Here is a 15652-nt window from a genome sequence, read left to right as displayed (position 1 = left end):
CTGTAGAGCATGGGAAACAATGCCGCATCTTCGCGCCGACGCCAAGTGCCTACCGGTAATAGCGGTAATACGCCGCGCAACTGCCCTCGGACGACACCATGCAGGGGCCGACGGGGTTTTCGGGCGTGCAACTGCGATTGAAATGCGGGCACGCCTTCGGGGTGATTGCGCCACGCAGCACGTCGCCGCAACGGCACCCACGCGGCTCGATGGTGGGCTCCACTTCGGGGTTGAAGCGCTCGACGGCATCGAACTCCGCGAACTCGGGGCGGATGTGATAGCCGCTGCCGGGGATGGGCCCCAAGCCTCGCCACGTAGCCGTGCAGGTTTCGAAGACCTCGTCGATGGCGGCAAGCGCCACGGGGTTGCCTTCGGCACGCACGCCGCGCGTGTAGGCGATTTCGATTTCCGCTCGCCCTTCGTGCAGCTGGCGCATGAGCATGGCAATGCCCTGCAGCACGTCGACGGGTTCGAAGCCCGTGATGACGCCAGGGATGCCGTAGCGCTCGGCCAGGAACTGATACGGGGCCATGCCCGTGATGGTGGACACATGGCCAGGCAGAATGAGCGCGTCGACCTTCAGCGACGGGTCGGACACGATGGCCTCGAGCGCACCGGGCATGTTCTTGTGAGCCACGAACACGCTGAAGTTCGCTAGGTTCATTTCCTTGGCGCGGCGAATGGCCATGGCGATGAGCGGCGTGGTGGTTTCGAAGCCCACGCCCACGAAGACGACCTGGCGCTCGGGATGGTCCTGCGCGAAACGCAGCGCGTCGAGCGGCGAATACACGATTTCGACGCTGCGGCCCGCGGCCTTCTCGGCCAGCAGGCTGGACGTGGAACCGGGAACGCGCGTCATGTCGCCGAACGTGGTGATGGTTACGTTGGGAATGCGGCACAGCGCGATAACGGTGTCGATATCGCGATTGGCCGTAACGCATACGGGGCACCCAGGGCCCGAAAGAAGGCGCGTGCCCTCCGGCATGATGGCGCGAATGCCCGCGCGCGCGATGGATACCGTATGCGTGCCGCATACTTCCATGAGCGCGCAATCGGAAGGCGCGAGGGCGCGAATGGATTCGATAAGCCCCTGCGCGAGCTTCGGGTCCTTGAACTGCGAAAGGTCGCGCGTGAGCACGTTGTCGGGCAGAGCCGCTGCCGTTTCCCCTACCGCCGACACGTTACATCGCCTGCTCGACGACGCCGATTTCCTCTTCCACCATGTCGGGGAACTGACGCACGAGCTCGAGCGTTTCCTCGGCGAACTGGGGGTCGACGACCTCGATGGCGAACCCAGCGTGGATGAGCACGAAATCGCCCACCTTGGCCTGGGGCGTGAGGTCGATGGAAGCCTCGCGCGTGGCACCCATGACGGTGACTTCCACCATGTTGCCGTCTTTCATTTCAGTGATTTGAGCGGGAATTGCCAAGCACATACCGCATCTCCTTCTTGGCCAGCGCCGCACGCGGCGCGACAACCTTCGTTATTCCCCTGCGGGAACCGCGTCTTTCGTTCGCAATGCTACCACAGCCTGCCCGTACGAAATGCATGCATCGTTGGGAGGCAAATCTTTATTCATCGCAGCCGTATAACCGAGCTTTTCCAGGGCAGGAACGGCATGTTCCATGAGGTAGCGGTTCATGAAAACGCCACCCGAAAGCACCACGGTGCGCACGCCGTACGCAGCCTCGGCAAGCTGGGCGGCCATGGTTACAACCTCCACCATCGCATCATGGAAGCGACGTGCGATTACGCCCGCGGAAACGCCCGCGGCCATATCGTCGAGCATCGCCTTGAAAAGCGGCTGGGCGTCGAAGAGCACGACCGAGGTATCGAGCGCGGTGCTATTGTCGGTGGCCGTGTTCTTCACGACGTCGACGTGATACGCCGCCGCAGCTTCCGCGTTGGTTTCCGCGGAATGATCGATGGCGGCCTCCAGGAGCACCGCCCCCTCGCCTTCGTACGTAGGCTGCTTGCATACGCCCAGAAGCGCGCTCGCGGCATCGAACAGACGCCCCACCGAAGAGGTGTACGGCGTGTTCAGTCCGCGCTCGATCATCTGCTCGCAGATGTCCGCTTCCTCGCCCATTTCCTCGAGCAGCTTCTGCGCAGCCGAATGCTCGAGCAGGTCGAATGCCCACAGTGCGCCATACGCGCAACGCGTGGGGTGCTTAATGGCTGCCGCGCCACCAGGCAACGGGATGTAGGCGAAGTTAGCCAGACGCTCGAACGTCGTGAGGTTCGCCATGAGCACTTCGCCGCCCCAGATGGCGCCATCTTCACCGTAGCCCGTGCCATCGAACGCGATGCCGCACACGGGGCCTTCCAGCCCGTTTTCCGCCATCGCCGAAACGATGTGCGCGTGGTGATGCTGCACGTGCGTAACGGGAAGCTGCTGACCTGCAGCCCACTTCGAGGTGAGGTACTCGGGATGCTTGTCGCAGGCCACGAGCTGGGGCTCCAAGCGCAGAAGCGACGCATACGCGCGCTTTGCCTCGAGCCAGGCATCATTCGTGGCCACGTTTTCCATGTCGCCAATATGCTGCGACACGAACGCCTCGCCCGGACGCGTGTAGCAGAACGTGTTCTTCTGCTCGGGGCCCGTGGCGAACAGGCAGGCGTCTTCCCCGCTCGCGCCTTCCGGACGCGCGGGAAGCGCGATGGGCAACGGCGCGAAGCCGCGGGCGCGGCGGATGAACTGCACCGCCGTCTGGCCAGCGCCCAGGTCGAGCACGCGCAGCACGGAATCGTCGTAGCGCGAGAGAATCGCGCGGTTATTGCCCAGCAGCGCATCGGCGATGCCCGCCAGCGCGCCAACCGCCTGGGCGTCGTCGGTTTGGATGGGTTCGTCGTGCACGTTGCCCGACGTCATAACGAGCATGCCCCCAAACGCACGCACGATGAGGTGCTGCAAGGGAGTGGCGGGCAGCATAAGGCCCAGCTCGGTAAGGCCATCGGCAAGCCCCTCAGCCAGCTTTACGCAGGGAGTCTTCTTCAGAAGCACGATGGGGCGCGCGGGCGACGTAAGCAAGCGCTCCTCTTCCTCGGACACGATGCAGAACTCGCGCGCAGCTTCCACGCTGGAAACCATGCACGCGAAGGCCTTGCCCTCGCGACGCTTGCGTTTGCGCAGCTCTGCCAGCGCGGTGGCGTTCGAGGCGTCGCACACCAAATGGAATCCGCCCAAGCCCTTCACGGCCACGATTTTGCCGCGCTTCAGCATGTCCACCACAGCATCGATGAGCGCATCGCTCTGCTTTATTCCATCGGCCCATAGCGCCTCGCGCCCACCCAATGGTTCAGCGGCGAAACCGCCCTGCCCCACCAGGCGCTCCTGCTCCGGCGCCTCTTCCGTCATGTCGACGAAGCACAGGCGAGGGCCGCACTCGAAGCAGGCGTCGGGCTGCGCGTGGAAGCGACGGTCGGCAGGGTCGGCGTATTCGTGCGCGCAGTCGTCGCACATGGGAAACTCGCTCATGGACGTCTGCGGGCGGTCGTAGGGCAGCTGGCGCATGATCGTGAAGCGCGGGCCGCAGTTCGTGCAGTTAATGAACGGGTAATGGTACCTGCGGTTCGTGGGATCGAACAGCTCGGCCAGGCAATCGTCGCAGGTGGCAAGATCGGGCGATACGAGCGTGGTGGCGTTCGACGCCGCATCGTCGGAAAAGCGAATCTGAAAATCGCCGAAGCCCTCCACGGGCACTTCGTCCATCTTGATGCGCTCGACGCGCGCCGCCGCGGGCGCATTTTGGGAAATCTCGAGCACGAAGGCGTCGAGGTCGTCGGATTCCGCCTCGGCATGGATGTGAACGCCGTCGGTGGCGTTCAACACCCATCCGTTGATGCTATGCGTAGAGGCAATGCGATAGATGAAGGGGCGGAAACCCACCCCTTGCACAATGCCTGTGACGTGAATATCGAGCGCTTCGAGCATGATATGCCTTTCATGGCAGAGATTGCCGCCATGGGGAGGCACGCACGTGCGCCGATGGCGGCGAAACGGTTATTTCAGGGAGCGTGCAACCTTGGCGACGGTTTCGCCCAACAGGCGCAGCGTCACGCCCGAGTTATCGGGCAGGTGCAGGTACACGCAACGGCGACCGCGCTCGGAGAGCACCTTCAGGTCGCCTTCCGCCTGGCCCTTCGCCAGGGCGCCCAGCGAGGGGGCCTTGCAGTCTTCCAGCGGGATATCCTTCAGCTCGTCGGCGGAGATGATCAGGAAGACGCCGTTGTTCTTGCCGCCCTTCTGCAGCTGGCCGGTGGAGTGCAGGTAGCGCGGGCCGATTTCCAGGCACGATGCCATATGGAATTCGTTGGCAAACGTGTGGCGAATGAGCTCGAGCGCTTCGCGGCGGCCTTCGCCCGTAAAGGGAACGAACGCGTTGAGCGCGAAGTAATCGCCGGGCTCGATGCTGCGCATGAGGTTCTTCAGGGCCTTTTCGACCGTCTTTGCTTCCTTCATGACGGAGCTGAGGCGCACCTCAATTTCACCCAACTGGGTGCAGCCGAGTTCGTTCTGCACGAAATCGGGCTCGGTGTGGCCACCGCCGAGGATCTCGAGCGTGGCGGCCTTGGCGGATGCCACGTCGGGCTGGTCGAACGGGCATACCTTCATGAGGTAGCCGCACATCGCAATGGCATATTCCCAAACGATGAAGTCTTGGGAAAGCTCGCACACATTGTCGATGCGGAAGTTCAGGCGCGGAGTGGCCTGGTCGATGTAGGCCAAGCTCATCTCGAAGTTCTTGCGCTCGTCCCACAGGTCGGTCTTCGTCTGGTACACGACGACCGTGCGGTCGCCCTGGTCCTTCGAGAGCGTGAGGGCGTCGCATTCGATGTTGGGCAGGATGCCGTGGCCTTCCTTGCCCAGGCTTTCAGCCACGAGCTGCTCGATCCACAGGCCAAGAACGCGGCCGCGCTTCGGCGTGAGGAAGCTGAACTTGTCGCGACCCGTGGTGTAGTTGTCGTACAGGAACGCAGCGAGCTTGATGGCGGGGTTGTCCACCGAGTCTTCGCTGCAGGCGCGCTCCGCCTCGATGGCGTGCGCGATGTAATCGTCGAGATCGATGCCCACGAGAGCAGCGGGAACCAGGCCAAACACGGAAAGGGCGCTATAACGGCCGCCCACGGTGGGCTCGCCGGTGAACACCTTCAGCCAGCCTTCGCGTTCCGCCATCTTCTGCAGTTCGCTACCCGGGTCGGTGATGGCAACCAGGTGCTTCACCACGTCTTCTTCGGCCATCGACTCGAGCAGGGCCTTGCGCACGGCAACGAGGCCGGAATTGGGCTCGATGGTGGTGCCGCTCTTCGACGAGATCATGAAGAGGGTGGTGTGCGGGTTCAGCTCGGCCAGGATGGCACGCACGCGCACGGGCGAATCGGAGTCGAGCGTGCGGAACTTGATGCGATTCGAGTCGATGCTGTTGTACTTCGTGATGGTCATGGGAGCCTGCGTGGAGCCGCCCTCGCCCAGAAGGACCACGGCCTCGATGCCGCTCTCATGAACGCGCTGCGCGAATTCCTTGATGTCCTCGATGGGATACGGGGGGTTGCTTGCCAGGTCGGCCCAGCCCATGAAGTTCTCGGCGCACTGCTGCGCCTCTTCGGAAAAGCTGTAAAGGGTTGCGTCCTTCGCGTGCAGACGGCTTGCCACCTGCTCTTTCACCAAAGTTTTCGCGGAGGGGTACACCTTCTCCATTTCGCCGTTAAGCATATGTTTCCTTTCGGAATATAGTCAATACAACTAAAAGCCACCCTGTACGGGCAGCCCGAATCTGCGTATTAAATTCCAGTAGTATAGCGCAGCCATGCGTAGCCCTCGTGGAAAGTGGAGACGCTGTGACCGTCGCGATACCCAAAATCAATACCTGGGCACATTTGCCCAGGTAATCGATGAAATGCTACTACGAACGTGCGGAAAGCATCATGCCGATATGCGTTTCGCCGCGACCAACGCTGGTGACGACGCACGTGCTTCGGGGGTCGATCTTTCCGTCGGCTTCCAATACGGCCACGGTGTAGGTGCCCATCCAACGGCCATCGACGCGGACCTCGCAGCCGGGCTCGACGCCCACCGAGGCTAGAGCCTGCCCGCATGAGGCGATATCGCCCTTGGTGATCTTGGCGGAAACGTCGCCCTGATACACGACGACGATGGGGTTCGTATCGCGGTCGTAGCCCTGCACGTCCACCTTCACATACATAGAGCCCGTCGAGAGCTCGTAGCATGCCAAGGCGATTGCCGCGACAACCAAAATGCCCACGAAGGCCACGGCCTTCGCATCACGTTTCGGAACGAGAACCTCTTCCTCCTCTTTCGCCGGTTGCGGCCGTTTTTTCGGTCGACCCATAACCGTACCTCCTGAAAACCTCTCCCCGCGCAAATGCGCATTCGTCCACGGGCCATCCTAGCAAAACACGAGGGCCAAATGCAGGGCGCGCGCGATTCTTTTTGTTCCCGCGCGGCAACAATCGTTCCCCATGCTGTGTCGTGGAGATTTCGTGTATAATATCGTTCGTGATGTTTTTGCGCTTGGCCTGCTCAATCGGCAAAAACGCAAACAGCGGTTTCGCGTGGTAGGGCGAATAGGGGTTACCGCATCCGAAACGAATGCGCAAGGCAAGGAGGAAGCCATGCAAGAAGGTAGCAAGCTCCTGAAAGTCGTGTCAATCATCATGATTATCTTCGCCGCGCTCGCCATTATCGGCGGCATCCTGTTCATGGCGGGAGGCGGCATCATCGCGGGCGCGGGCTCGTCCGTAAGCCCCGTTACCGTCAACGGAACAACGTATTCCGGCACGGAAGTAGCCCTTGGCGGCGGCATCATCTTCGCCGTTCTGGGCCTCGTTATGATTATCTCTGGCGTTATCGACCTGGTCATCGGCATCATCGGCGTAAAGGCGTCCGCCGAAAACGGCCAGCACACCCTCGCCTTCGTACTGGGCATTATCGGCATCATCATTGCCGCCATCAGCCTCATCCTCAGCGCGGTAAACAACCCGTCCAGCATCCTCACCGGGCTCATCGGCCTCGTGCTGCCCATCCTCTACGTGGTTGGCGTCGTGCAGACGCGCAAGCAGCTCGAGCAGCCGGGCGCCCCTCAGTCCTTCTAACGGCACGCAAACTCGCGCACGAGTAACCCCTACCGTGTGCGAGCACCGCAACGCATACGTTCGCGCATCGCCCCGCTCCGGATGCCAAGCCCGGAGCGGGGCGATGGTTTTCATGGCCGGAAAGCCAAATCCAACGCTTGCGTGACTGCTATACTTGCGTATTACAAACGTAACAAACGCGTGTAAGCGAGGAGAAACGTCATGAGCAAAGATGCCATCTTGCATGTGCGCATCGATGCCGCCGACAAAGATGCTGCCGAACGCATTTTCGCAGACCAGGGCACGAGCCTTTCCGAAGCGGTACGCATTTTCGTAAAGCAGAGCATCAAAGTGAACGGACTGCCCTTCCACCCCACGTCATCCGAGGGCAAGGGCGGGCTTCATGCGCAGAGCCGCCTGGAAGCCTATGCACACCAGGAACTGCGCGAAGCCGAACGTGAAGCATGGATCAGATCGCTGAGTGATAAATATGAAGCTTTTAATCGATGAGACCGTAATCCTGCGTTACCTCCTGAACGACCAGAAGGGCCACTCGCGCGACGCCGCGAAGGCCATCGCGTCGGGCGAGGCGTATACGTATCCCGAAATCCTGGCACGTGTTGCCGTTTCGCTGCGCGACGTGTACCGCGTGCCCCGAAGCCAGATTGGCTACACGCTCATCGAGCTCATGGATGACATCTACGTGATTGACGAGGACGTAGCCCGCTATGCCTCGCGCCTATTCGGCTCCAGCATGCTCGACTTCGTGGACTGCCTCCTGGTGGCCCGCAACGCCCTGCACGGCGAGAAGATCATGTCCTTCGACAAGCCGCTCATGAAGCGCACGCTCGTACTCTAGGAGCCGTTTTCCTTCCCAGCATGCGCCAGCCGCAGTACGGAGCGAAGACGCGGACGCAAAGCAAAGACGCAGGCACGAAGCAACGTGCCCGCCCCGCCCCAGGACGAGCTGCTGAAGCACACACGTTGCCGCTGGCGCACGAGTCACACGCCAGCACTCCCCCGCACGCACCACTTCCATACACAGCAAAGGAGCCGCCGGCAATGCCAGCGGCTCCTTCGGTTCTAGCGCGTATGCGCGGGTGGTTATTTCACCGTAGCGCGCTTAGCGGAAGCAGGGTTCGCCTGAGCGGCCTTCTGCTTCTTGTGATAGGCGATCCAGTAGATCAGGCCAACGAACACGGCGCCGCCGATGGTATTGCCAATCGTGGCGATGCCGATGTTGTAGAACGCACCGGCCCAGGTGAGGGTCGTGGTGCCGTAACCCATGCTGGAAGCGATAACGCCCATGGGCAGGAAGAACATGTTGGCAACGCAGTGCTCGAAGCCCATGGCAACGAAGGCCATGACGGGGAACACAGCGGTGAAGATCTTGTCGATGACGCTACGGCCAGCAAAGCCCATCCACACGGCCAGGCACACCAGCAGGTTGCACATGATGCCGCGGAAGAGGATCTGCGTGGGAGCGAGGTTGATCTTGCCAGCGGCAACGGCGACCATCTGAGCGCCGATGGTGTTATCGCCAGCCTTGGTGCCCATCAGGCCGCAGCCAACGATGATGCCCACCAGGATGAGGGAGCCAACGAGGTTGCCGAGCCAGACGACGACCCAGTTCTTCAGGATGGCGGACCAAGCAGCCTTCTTGCTGTTGCCAGCCATAACCATCAGGCAGTTGCCGGTGAAAAGCTCGGAGCCGGCAACGATAACGCAGATGAGGCCAAGCGAGAAGCACAGACCACCCAGGACGTTCGCGGCGGCGAACGAAAGGGTCTGATCGGCCTTGACGTAGGTCATGAACAGAGCGCCCATGCCAATCTGAATGCCGGCCATGATAGCCAGCGTGAACATGCGGGGCACGTCCATGTTGGCCTTGCCGACGCCTACGGCTTCCGCCTTGGCTTCCAGAGAAGCGGCAGCGCGACAATCCGGGGCAACCGCGGCAATGTCTTCCTTCGTAATCTGTTCCATTATCTCCTCCTAAAAAGAGACTCGCGGGCAACTACCCTCCCCGACAGCTGCCCGCAAACGATTTAACTTCTAAACCGATAAATCAGGCACAGCCGAAAAGTCCTCATCACGCACGAAGCGCGCATGCAACTCTTCAGCAGTCGCACGAACTGCGGGGGTAAGCGCCCCCATAAATTCCATCTGAGCTGGCTGAATTCCTAGAAAAATAAGTTCATCGCAGCACGATTCGAGCTCGTTTAGCATAAACGAAATGGGCAAAGAGTGAGTGGTCATCATGTAATCGGTAGCAACATCATCGGCAGAAAGCCTGCGCAGAGCGCCAGGTTCCAGCTCCATGGATGCGGCGTCGACCACAACCAATGTATGCGGATGGGCCCTGCGAATCGTAGCGACGAAATCCTCGGGCATCTGGCCACCATCAATAACTTCCCAGCTAGGAGCCGGTTCTTGCTCCAAGAGCTTTGCCAGATACGGCCCGACGGCATCATCGCCGCGAAGTACCGCACCAACAGTGAGCACCATCTTTTCACTCACGAGCGTCGTTCCCTTCCCATTACGTAAATAGCCTTGTTGCCAGCCATCGCCTTCAGCACCGACTTGAAACCGTCGAGCCAGACGCGCTGTGCCGCGTTGATGGCTTCGTCGTCGAGCGACTCCACCAACTCGAGCATCTCCGCCACGTTCTCGTGGAGAATCTGGATTTCCCCAGATCGGAAGATGCCCTCCATCTTATACCGCGCATGTCCCTCGGGCATGAGTTCGCAAATCGAACGGTAGCACGATACGGTACACGAAAGGCACTCGTCGAAGCAATCGATAACACCCGTATGATGCCCAACGGCAAGGGTGTAATACACGATATCCTCTTCGCGCGAGCCCTCTTCGGGCACGGAACGCTCGTCGTCGACGAACTTTCGGCCCAAGCGGTAGAAGACGACCATATCCTCAGCCGGCTGATGGGCCGGCCCCATGACAAGCGAAACATCGCTTGCATGGTGCCGGCTCATAGCTTCCGCTGCACTTTGAGACGCAGCAACGCCCATACTAGTGCCTCCCTACACCAGCAAGGATTGCCTGGGCAGCGGGATCGAGCGACTCCCCATTGGGGGTCAGACGAGAAAGCCCTTCGCGAAGCGCCGCGTCGCGGCGATCGGCAGAAACCGTCATTTCGATCAGGTCGTCGCGCAGCTTCTTGTAGACCTCGGCCTTGCGCGGGTCGATTTCCCCTTCGATGAGCGCGTTCACGTTAGCGAACACGCCGCCCTCCTGCTCGACAGCAGTGAGGAACTTGTCGGAGAGGTCTTTACCGTAGCGATAGCCAGAGTACAGACGCGCGTCCTTTTCGATCTTCGTCATTACCTTGTAGGGAATGTCTGCGAAACGCAGGGTGGCCTGGCTTCCGTCGTCCACCTCGTCGACGTGATGGAGCTTCTGACCAAGCAGTCCCAGGGCAATGGCAAAGCCATAGATGGTCTGCGCGGGCGTGGGCGGGCATCCAGGGATGTAGACGTCGACCGGTAGAATCTTGTCGGTACCTCCCCACACGCAATAATTGTCGTGGAAGATGCCGCCCGTGCAACCGCATGCGCCGTATGAAACTACAAGTTTGGGGTTAGGGGCTGCTTCATAGGCGCGCAATCCTGGCATGCGCATGGCGCGCGTGACGGCGCCGGTATACACCAGGATGTCAGCATGTCGAGGACTAGGGGTGTTCTTGATACCGAAACGCTCGGCGTCGAACACAGGCGTAATCGTCGCGAAAATTTCGATTTCGCAACCGTTGCAACCGCCCAAGTCGCAACGATAGATATAGACGGATCGTTTAATGTCATTCAGAAGCGCCAGCTTGGCTTTCTGCACGCTCTCGTCGAGCGTGACCGGATCGGGCCTGTACTGCAGGCGATCGGGAACGTTGTGATCGATAATCATCAGCGGGCACCTCCACCGTAGATCTCTTTAATCTTCCTCAGGCGGTTCTGCTCGGCAAGACGACGCGCTTCCTCAATCTGCTCCGCCGTAGGTTCGGGAGTGGGATCGCCCAGGGAATCGACGCGCTCCTTGGCACGGTACGCGTCGGCCTTCTGCCTGCAAGCGGGGCACATGCTCATCGACTTCATAGCCTGACGCGTTTCGGCGTCCTGCTCGTCGAGCTGGGAGATGATCCTCGAAGCGTATTCGACTTCCTTCTGGGAAGCGTAGTACGAACCGCACTCGCTGCATTTCTGCAGGCCATACGTCGCCGTCTGCTCCAGGTCGTCCTTCGAGAACACAGCCAGCTCGAACTCCTTGGAGAGCTCGATGGCCTTCGTGGGGCACACCTCTTCGCAGCGGCCGCAGAAGATGCAGCGCCCGAAGTTGATGGACCACGTCGTGGTGCCTTCGTTGAGGTCGAGCACCATCTGGATGGCATTCGGCGGGCACGCGACAGCGCAGGCGCCGCACGCGATGCAATCCTTCAGGTCATGCTCGGGCTTGCCACGGTAATGATCGTACTGATGAAGCGGCGCTGCGGGGTACTGGATAGTCGCATCGCCGGTGCGGAGTATTTCCTTAATAGTCTTCAGCATCTTCGCACCTCTAATCCGCTAGCGGGCTATGCGTGCGGGTGCGCGCATAGGTCTCAAGCTGCTGCTTCGTAACAACCTTCTCGGTGTGCTTCTTCACATCGATGATGCTGACACGCTCGGTGCAGGAATAGCACGGGTCGATCGAGCCAACGATGAGAGCAGCGTCGGAGATGGTGTTGCCGCGGAACATGTAACGCAGGACGGGCCAGTTGCTGTACGTGCTGGCCTTGGCGCGCCAACGATAGCACTTCTGATCGTTGCCGATCATCGACCAGTGGACGTCCTCGCCGCGAGGCGCTTCCGTCCAGCCAAGCGCGAACTTGTGCGGGTCGATGTTGAACTTCTCGTTGAGCACGGGGCCGGCGGGCAGCTCGGCGGAAAGCAGCTCCTCGATGATGTCGATGGAGTCGAGCAGTTCGCCCACGCGCACCACGGTACGACCGAACACGTCGCACGTGTCAGCCGTGATGGGCTTGTGCTTCGCAGCGATGGCCGCATAGCCGTCGAACGGATGGACCCAACGGGCGTCGCGGGCGAAGCCGCTTCCGCGTACGAGCGGGCCTACGGGGCTGTAGTCGCGAGCGATCTGCGGGTCGAGCTTGCCGATGCCCTGGGCGCGCTTCAGGAAGTTGGGCGTGCTCAGGAGCTCGTCGACCAGGCGCTTCGAATCCTCGCGGATCTCGTTCACCAGACGCAGCGTCTCGAGCTTCTGCTCGGACAGAATGTCGCGGCGAACGCCACCGATGAGGTTGTAGCCGTACGTCTTACGGGCGCCGGTGAGCAGCTCGGCCAGGTCCATCGACTTCTCGCGAGCGCGGAAGAAGTGCTGGAAGCCCGTGTCGAAGCCGCTGTAGTGGCACACGAGGCCGAGGTTCAGCATGTGCGAGTGCAGGCGCTCGGTTTCCAGAAGGAGCGAGCGGATGTACTGGGCACGCAGCGGCACCTCGATGCCCTGGGCGCGCTCCACCGTTTCGGAGTACGCCACGGAGTGGGCGTAGCCGCAAATGCCGCAGATGCGCTCGGCCAGGAACGAGACGTTGTCGTAATCCATGCGGGACTCGGCGCATTTTTCCATGCCGCGATGTACGAAGAACATGCGGTAGTCGGCGTCGATGATCTCTTCGCCTTCGACGTACAGGCGGAAGTGGCCAGGCTCGTCGGAGGTGATATGCATGGGGCCCATGGGGATCGTCGTGGTCTCGTGGTCACCCGTTTCCTTCAGGAACTCGTAGTTCTCGATATCCCTGGTAGGTGCGGGGCGATAACGGTAATCCATGGCGTCCTTGCGGAGCGGGTGGATATCCATCGGCCAGTCGTCGGGCAGAACCAGGTTACGGTTGTCGATGATGCCGATGGCACGCAGGCCGAACATATCCTGCACTTCACGCTCGCTCCAGACGGCCGCGGGGACCTTGGGCGATACGGCGTAGAACTCGCACGTATCGGCCGGCACCTCGACGCGCACGGTGAGCATGCAGCGATCTTCTTCCTCCATGGAGAGGATGTAGTACAGGGCAAAGCAGTTGTTAAAGGAGCGCTCGTCATTTCCCACCATAACGGGCATCCAGCCGCCGCGCTGATAGTACAGGTACTCGATTACCACAGGCGCGGAATCGCGGGCGACGGTGATCACCGGCTGGTAATCCGTCGACCAGCTTTCCGAAAGCACTACGCCCGGGTAGCGTTCGCGGACCGCCTGAATGTGGGATTCGCCCGTGCGGAGCGCTATTTTCTTTCTTGATGTCACGATAAATCTCCTTTTTCGTGCACGGGACTAGTTCAGTTGGATGAGGTTGCTCACGCCCGAAAGGAGCGAACCGGTAGCGTCGGCGTCGACATCTTCCTGCATGACGATGCTGGTGGCATTGTTGATGCCCGTCATGAGGGGCTGCGGCATAGCCACGCCGAACCACAGAATGCAGGCAGCGAGGATGACCTCGGGAAGGAGCGCCATGAAGGGCAGTTCCTTCTTTTCCATAGCTTCGGGCTTCTTACCCAGGACGGAACGGGCGACCACGCCAACCAGGGCGCAGACAACAACCGTGAGGGCAAGGGCGAGCAGGATGAGGACCCAGGTCATGCCGCCCTGATAACCAGCGACGAAAGCGCCGATTTCAGAGGTGAACATGGCGAACGGCGGGAAGCCGGAAAGGGCGAAGAAGCCGAATGCCATGAGCACGGCGGTTGCGGGGGCCGCATCGATGATGCCAGTGATCTTACGCAGGTCGCGCGTACCGTACTTCATGAGCACGTTGCCCGACAGGCAGAAGAGCAGGGCCTTGGTGAAGCCGTGGAACACGCAGTGCAGCAGAGCTGCGGCGATGCCGATGGGGCCACCGAAGCCGAGGCAGAGCACCACGAGACCGATGTTCTCGCAGGAGCTGTATGCGAGCTTGCGCTTCAGGTCGTCCTGCGTGTACACGGCGAAGGCCGCGACGCACACCGACAGCAGGCCCAGCGTGAGAAGAATCGCGCGGGGGAAGGTGACGCCGATGCAGGAGACGGTGAGCACGTAGAAGCGGATGATCACGAGGACCGCGCACTTCAGAAGCACGCCGGAGAGCAGAGCCGATACGGGGCTGGGCGCCTCGGAGTGGGCGTCGGGCAGCCACGTGTGCATCGGGAACAGACCGGCCTTGGTGCCGAAGCCGATTACCACGAACGTGAACGCGATGGTAACCACGGTGGGGTCGAGCTGGCTGGCGATGGGGACGATGGACGTCCAGAAGGCAGCCTGCGTGTTGTCGGACATAACCGCAGCGGCGTTGGCGTAGATGAGCAGCGTACCGTACAGACCGAAGGCAACGCCAGCGGTGCAGACGATAACGTACTTCCAAGCGGCTTCCAGGGCGAGCTTCGTTTCGTAGCAGCCAACCAGGAACACCGTAGCGAGCGTGGTGGCCTCGATGCAGATCCACATCATGATGATGTTGTTGGACGTTGCGGCCAGAAGCATCGTGAAGAGGAACAGGCTGAAGAACGAGTAGTAGTTCTTGACCTGCTGGCGCGTAAGGTTGCCGGCTTCCACATCGTGCTGGATGTACGGCACGGAGAACACGCCGACCAGCATACCGATGAGGCCGATGAGCGTTACGAACACGCTAGACAGGGAATCGAGCCTGAACCACATTCCCAGGGCCGTGATGGTTTCCCCGGAGGTGAACTCGCTCACCACCAGGATCAGCGACACGATGAGCACGCTTGCGATGGACAGAGTATGTATTACCTCGTAGATCGTCTTAGAAACGGAGCGAGCAGGCAACACAGCCATGAGTAGCGTGGCGGCAAGCGGCAACGCCAGCAGTACTATGAGCATATTCGAAAGATCCATGTGTTATCACCTACCCCCTCAAGTTCATAAGGTCGTGGGCATCGAGCGTTTTGTTGACGCGATGAATCTTGACGGCGATGAACACCATGATGATTACCGCGAACACGGCGTCGGTGGCGATACCCGTTTCCACCAGACCAGGAGCGTTGGGGGCCAGCAGAGCCAGCGTTACGTGGGAGCCGTTCTCCATCAGGCAGTAACCGAAGACCTGCTTGACGATGTTGCGCTGCGACACGATGCAGGTGAGGCCGATGGCGAAGTGCGCCAGCGAGATGGCGAGCGCGGGGTGCACGGCTGCCGCGGTGGGCAGCTGAATGCCCATAACGGCCAGGTAGCACACGACAACTTCGCCGATTACCAGCAGAACGCATCCAACCGGGGAAAGCTTCGAGGGAAGCTCGACATCGGCGTCGTCGCCCAGCTTCTTAATCGTGTAGAGCATAATGCCCGGAACAAGCAGTACTTTCGTGACGAACGCCGACACGGACCACATGTAGAGCTCGGTAGAACCGGTGGTGGCGCCAAGCGTGGCGAACATAGCCACGATCACGAACGACTGCAGCGCATACATATATGCAGCAACGCGCAGCTTACGGGCGAGCACCACGAGCGTGGAGGTGATGACCAGGACGCAGCCTAGCAGGTTGACGATCAAAAATCCTGTTTCCATTAAGG

Annotated in this window: 16 protein-coding genes; 3 read left to right on the top strand and 13 right to left on the bottom strand. The window is 60.8% G+C overall.

Going from position 1 to position 15652, the window contains the following annotated elements:
• Positions 1 to 49 precede the first annotated feature (49 nt).
• The 5 genes from hypD to AC04P6_RS08495 all read right to left on the bottom strand — a co-directional run bounded on the left by hypD (position 50) and on the right by AC04P6_RS08495 (position 6351).
• Positions 50 to 1180 (bottom strand): hydrogenase formation protein HypD, encoded by a 1131-nt coding sequence (gene hypD, locus AC04P6_RS08515; protein ID WP_475566199.1) that lies wholly within the window; start codon positions 1178 to 1180, stop codon positions 50 to 52.
• A gap of 1 nt (position 1181) precedes the next feature.
• The gene (locus AC04P6_RS08510) at positions 1182 to 1436 is read right to left on the bottom strand and encodes a HypC/HybG/HupF family hydrogenase formation chaperone (RefSeq protein ID WP_475566198.1); all 255 of its coding nucleotides are present in this window, start codon (positions 1434 to 1436) and stop codon (positions 1182 to 1184) included.
• Positions 1437 to 1484: 48 nt separating this feature from the next.
• The gene (hypF, locus tag AC04P6_RS08505) at positions 1485 to 3935 is read right to left on the bottom strand and encodes a carbamoyltransferase HypF (RefSeq protein ID WP_475566197.1); all 2451 of its coding nucleotides are present in this window, start codon (positions 3933 to 3935) and stop codon (positions 1485 to 1487) included.
• A 69-nt stretch (positions 3936 to 4004) separates the two neighbouring features.
• Entirely contained in the window at positions 4005 to 5714 is a 1710-nt protein-coding gene (locus AC04P6_RS08500; protein ID WP_475566196.1) for a glucose-6-phosphate isomerase, read from the bottom strand.
• 190 nt (positions 5715 to 5904) lie between these two features.
• Positions 5905 to 6351, bottom strand: a complete 447-nt coding sequence (locus tag AC04P6_RS08495) for a hypothetical protein (protein ID WP_475566195.1) — start codon at positions 6349 to 6351, stop codon at positions 5905 to 5907.
• Positions 6352 to 6634: 283 nt separating this feature from the next.
• Here AC04P6_RS08495 and AC04P6_RS08490 point away from each other — a divergent pair, with 283 nt between their 5' ends.
• The 3 genes from AC04P6_RS08490 (at position 6635) to AC04P6_RS08480 (ending at position 7952) form a co-directional block, all read left to right on the top strand.
• Positions 6635 to 7114 carry a hypothetical protein gene (locus AC04P6_RS08490; RefSeq protein ID WP_475566194.1) on the top strand — a complete coding sequence of 160 codons (480 nt, stop codon included), beginning with the start codon at positions 6635 to 6637 and terminating at the stop codon, positions 7112 to 7114.
• Positions 7115 to 7315: 201 nt separating this feature from the next.
• The gene (locus AC04P6_RS08485; RefSeq protein ID WP_475566193.1) at positions 7316 to 7603 is read left to right on the top strand and encodes a type II toxin-antitoxin system RelB/DinJ family antitoxin; all 288 of its coding nucleotides are present in this window, start codon (positions 7316 to 7318) and stop codon (positions 7601 to 7603) included.
• Complete coding sequence (locus AC04P6_RS08480; protein ID WP_475566191.1) at positions 7584 to 7952, top strand: PIN domain-containing protein; 369 nt, start codon at positions 7584 to 7586, stop codon at positions 7950 to 7952. The genes AC04P6_RS08485 and AC04P6_RS08480 overlap by 20 nt, the downstream gene beginning before the upstream one ends.
• 245 nt (positions 7953 to 8197) lie before the next feature.
• On the opposite strand, the gene AC04P6_RS08475 is transcribed toward AC04P6_RS08480, so the two are convergent.
• The 8 genes from AC04P6_RS08475 to hyfE form a co-directional block, all read right to left on the bottom strand.
• Entirely contained in the window at positions 8198 to 9079 is an 882-nt protein-coding gene (locus tag AC04P6_RS08475) for a formate/nitrite transporter family protein (protein ID WP_475566190.1), read from the bottom strand.
• A 69-nt stretch (positions 9080 to 9148) separates the two neighbouring features.
• Positions 9149 to 9613, bottom strand: a complete 465-nt coding sequence (gene hycI, locus AC04P6_RS08470) for a hydrogenase maturation peptidase HycI (RefSeq protein ID WP_475566189.1) — start codon at positions 9611 to 9613, stop codon at positions 9149 to 9151.
• The gene (locus AC04P6_RS08465; protein WP_475566188.1) at positions 9610 to 10050 is read right to left on the bottom strand and encodes a formate hydrogenlyase maturation HycH family protein; all 441 of its coding nucleotides are present in this window, start codon (positions 10048 to 10050) and stop codon (positions 9610 to 9612) included. The genes hycI and AC04P6_RS08465 overlap by 4 nt, the downstream gene beginning before the upstream one ends.
• A gap of 73 nt (positions 10051 to 10123) precedes the next feature.
• Positions 10124 to 11008: an NADH-quinone oxidoreductase subunit B family protein gene (locus tag AC04P6_RS08460; protein WP_475566187.1), complete on the bottom strand. Its 885-nt coding sequence runs from the start codon at positions 11006 to 11008 to the stop codon at positions 10124 to 10126.
• The gene (locus AC04P6_RS08455) at positions 11008 to 11646 is read right to left on the bottom strand and encodes a formate hydrogenlyase complex iron-sulfur subunit (protein ID WP_475566186.1); all 639 of its coding nucleotides are present in this window, start codon (positions 11644 to 11646) and stop codon (positions 11008 to 11010) included. The genes AC04P6_RS08460 and AC04P6_RS08455 overlap by 1 nt, the downstream gene beginning before the upstream one ends.
• Positions 11647 to 11656: 10 nt before the next feature.
• Positions 11657 to 13393 (bottom strand): hydrogenase large subunit, encoded by a 1737-nt coding sequence (locus AC04P6_RS08450; RefSeq protein WP_475566185.1) that lies wholly within the window; start codon positions 13391 to 13393, stop codon positions 11657 to 11659.
• Positions 13394 to 13420: 27 nt separating this feature from the next.
• A complete protein-coding gene (locus tag AC04P6_RS08445; protein WP_475566183.1) occupies positions 13421 to 14977 on the bottom strand; it encodes a hydrogenase 4 subunit F in 1557 nt (518 codons plus the stop codon).
• Positions 14978 to 14987: 10 nt separating this feature from the next.
• Positions 14988 to 15647, bottom strand: a complete 660-nt coding sequence (gene hyfE, locus AC04P6_RS08440; protein WP_475566182.1) for a hydrogenase 4 membrane subunit — start codon at positions 15645 to 15647, stop codon at positions 14988 to 14990.
• Positions 15648 to 15652 lie beyond the last annotated feature (5 nt).

The sequence above is a fragment of the Denitrobacterium sp. genome (assembly GCF_056180635.1).
This window is presented reverse-complemented; position numbering and strand designations above follow the sequence as displayed.

Bases quoted from the DNA above. Each gene is read 5' to 3' on its own strand.
- AC04P6_RS08510 (WP_475566198.1), bottom strand. From the start codon at position 1,436: ATGTGCTTGGCAATTCCCGCTCAAATCACTGAAATGAAAGACGGCAAC.
- hypF (WP_475566197.1), bottom strand. From the start codon at position 3,935: ATGCTCGAAGCGCTCGATATTCACGTCACAGGCATTGTGCAAGGGGTG.
- AC04P6_RS08500 (WP_475566196.1), bottom strand. From the start codon at position 5,714: ATGCTTAACGGCGAAATGGAGAAGGTGTACCCCTCCGCGAAAACTTTG.
- AC04P6_RS08495 (WP_475566195.1), bottom strand. From the start codon at position 6,351: ATGGGTCGACCGAAAAAACGGCCGCAACCGGCGAAAGAGGAGGAAGAG.
- AC04P6_RS08490 (WP_475566194.1), top strand. From the start codon at position 6,635: ATGCAAGAAGGTAGCAAGCTCCTGAAAGTCGTGTCAATCATCATGATT.
- AC04P6_RS08485 (WP_475566193.1), top strand. From the start codon at position 7,316: ATGAGCAAAGATGCCATCTTGCATGTGCGCATCGATGCCGCCGACAAA.
- AC04P6_RS08480 (WP_475566191.1), top strand. From the start codon at position 7,584: ATGAAGCTTTTAATCGATGAGACCGTAATCCTGCGTTACCTCCTGAAC.
- AC04P6_RS08475 (WP_475566190.1), bottom strand. From the start codon at position 9,079: ATGGAACAGATTACGAAGGAAGACATTGCCGCGGTTGCCCCGGATTGT.
- AC04P6_RS08465 (WP_475566188.1), bottom strand. From the start codon at position 10,050: ATGGGGCCGGCCCATCAGCCGGCTGAGGATATGGTCGTCTTCTACCGC.
- AC04P6_RS08460 (WP_475566187.1), bottom strand. From the start codon at position 11,008: ATGATTATCGATCACAACGTTCCCGATCGCCTGCAGTACAGGCCCGAT.
- AC04P6_RS08455 (WP_475566186.1), bottom strand. From the start codon at position 11,646: ATGCTGAAGACTATTAAGGAAATACTCCGCACCGGCGATGCGACTATC.
- AC04P6_RS08445 (WP_475566183.1), bottom strand. From the start codon at position 14,977: ATGGATCTTTCGAATATGCTCATAGTACTGCTGGCGTTGCCGCTTGCC.
- hyfE (WP_475566182.1), bottom strand. From the start codon at position 15,647: ATGGAAACAGGATTTTTGATCGTCAACCTGCTAGGCTGCGTCCTGGTC.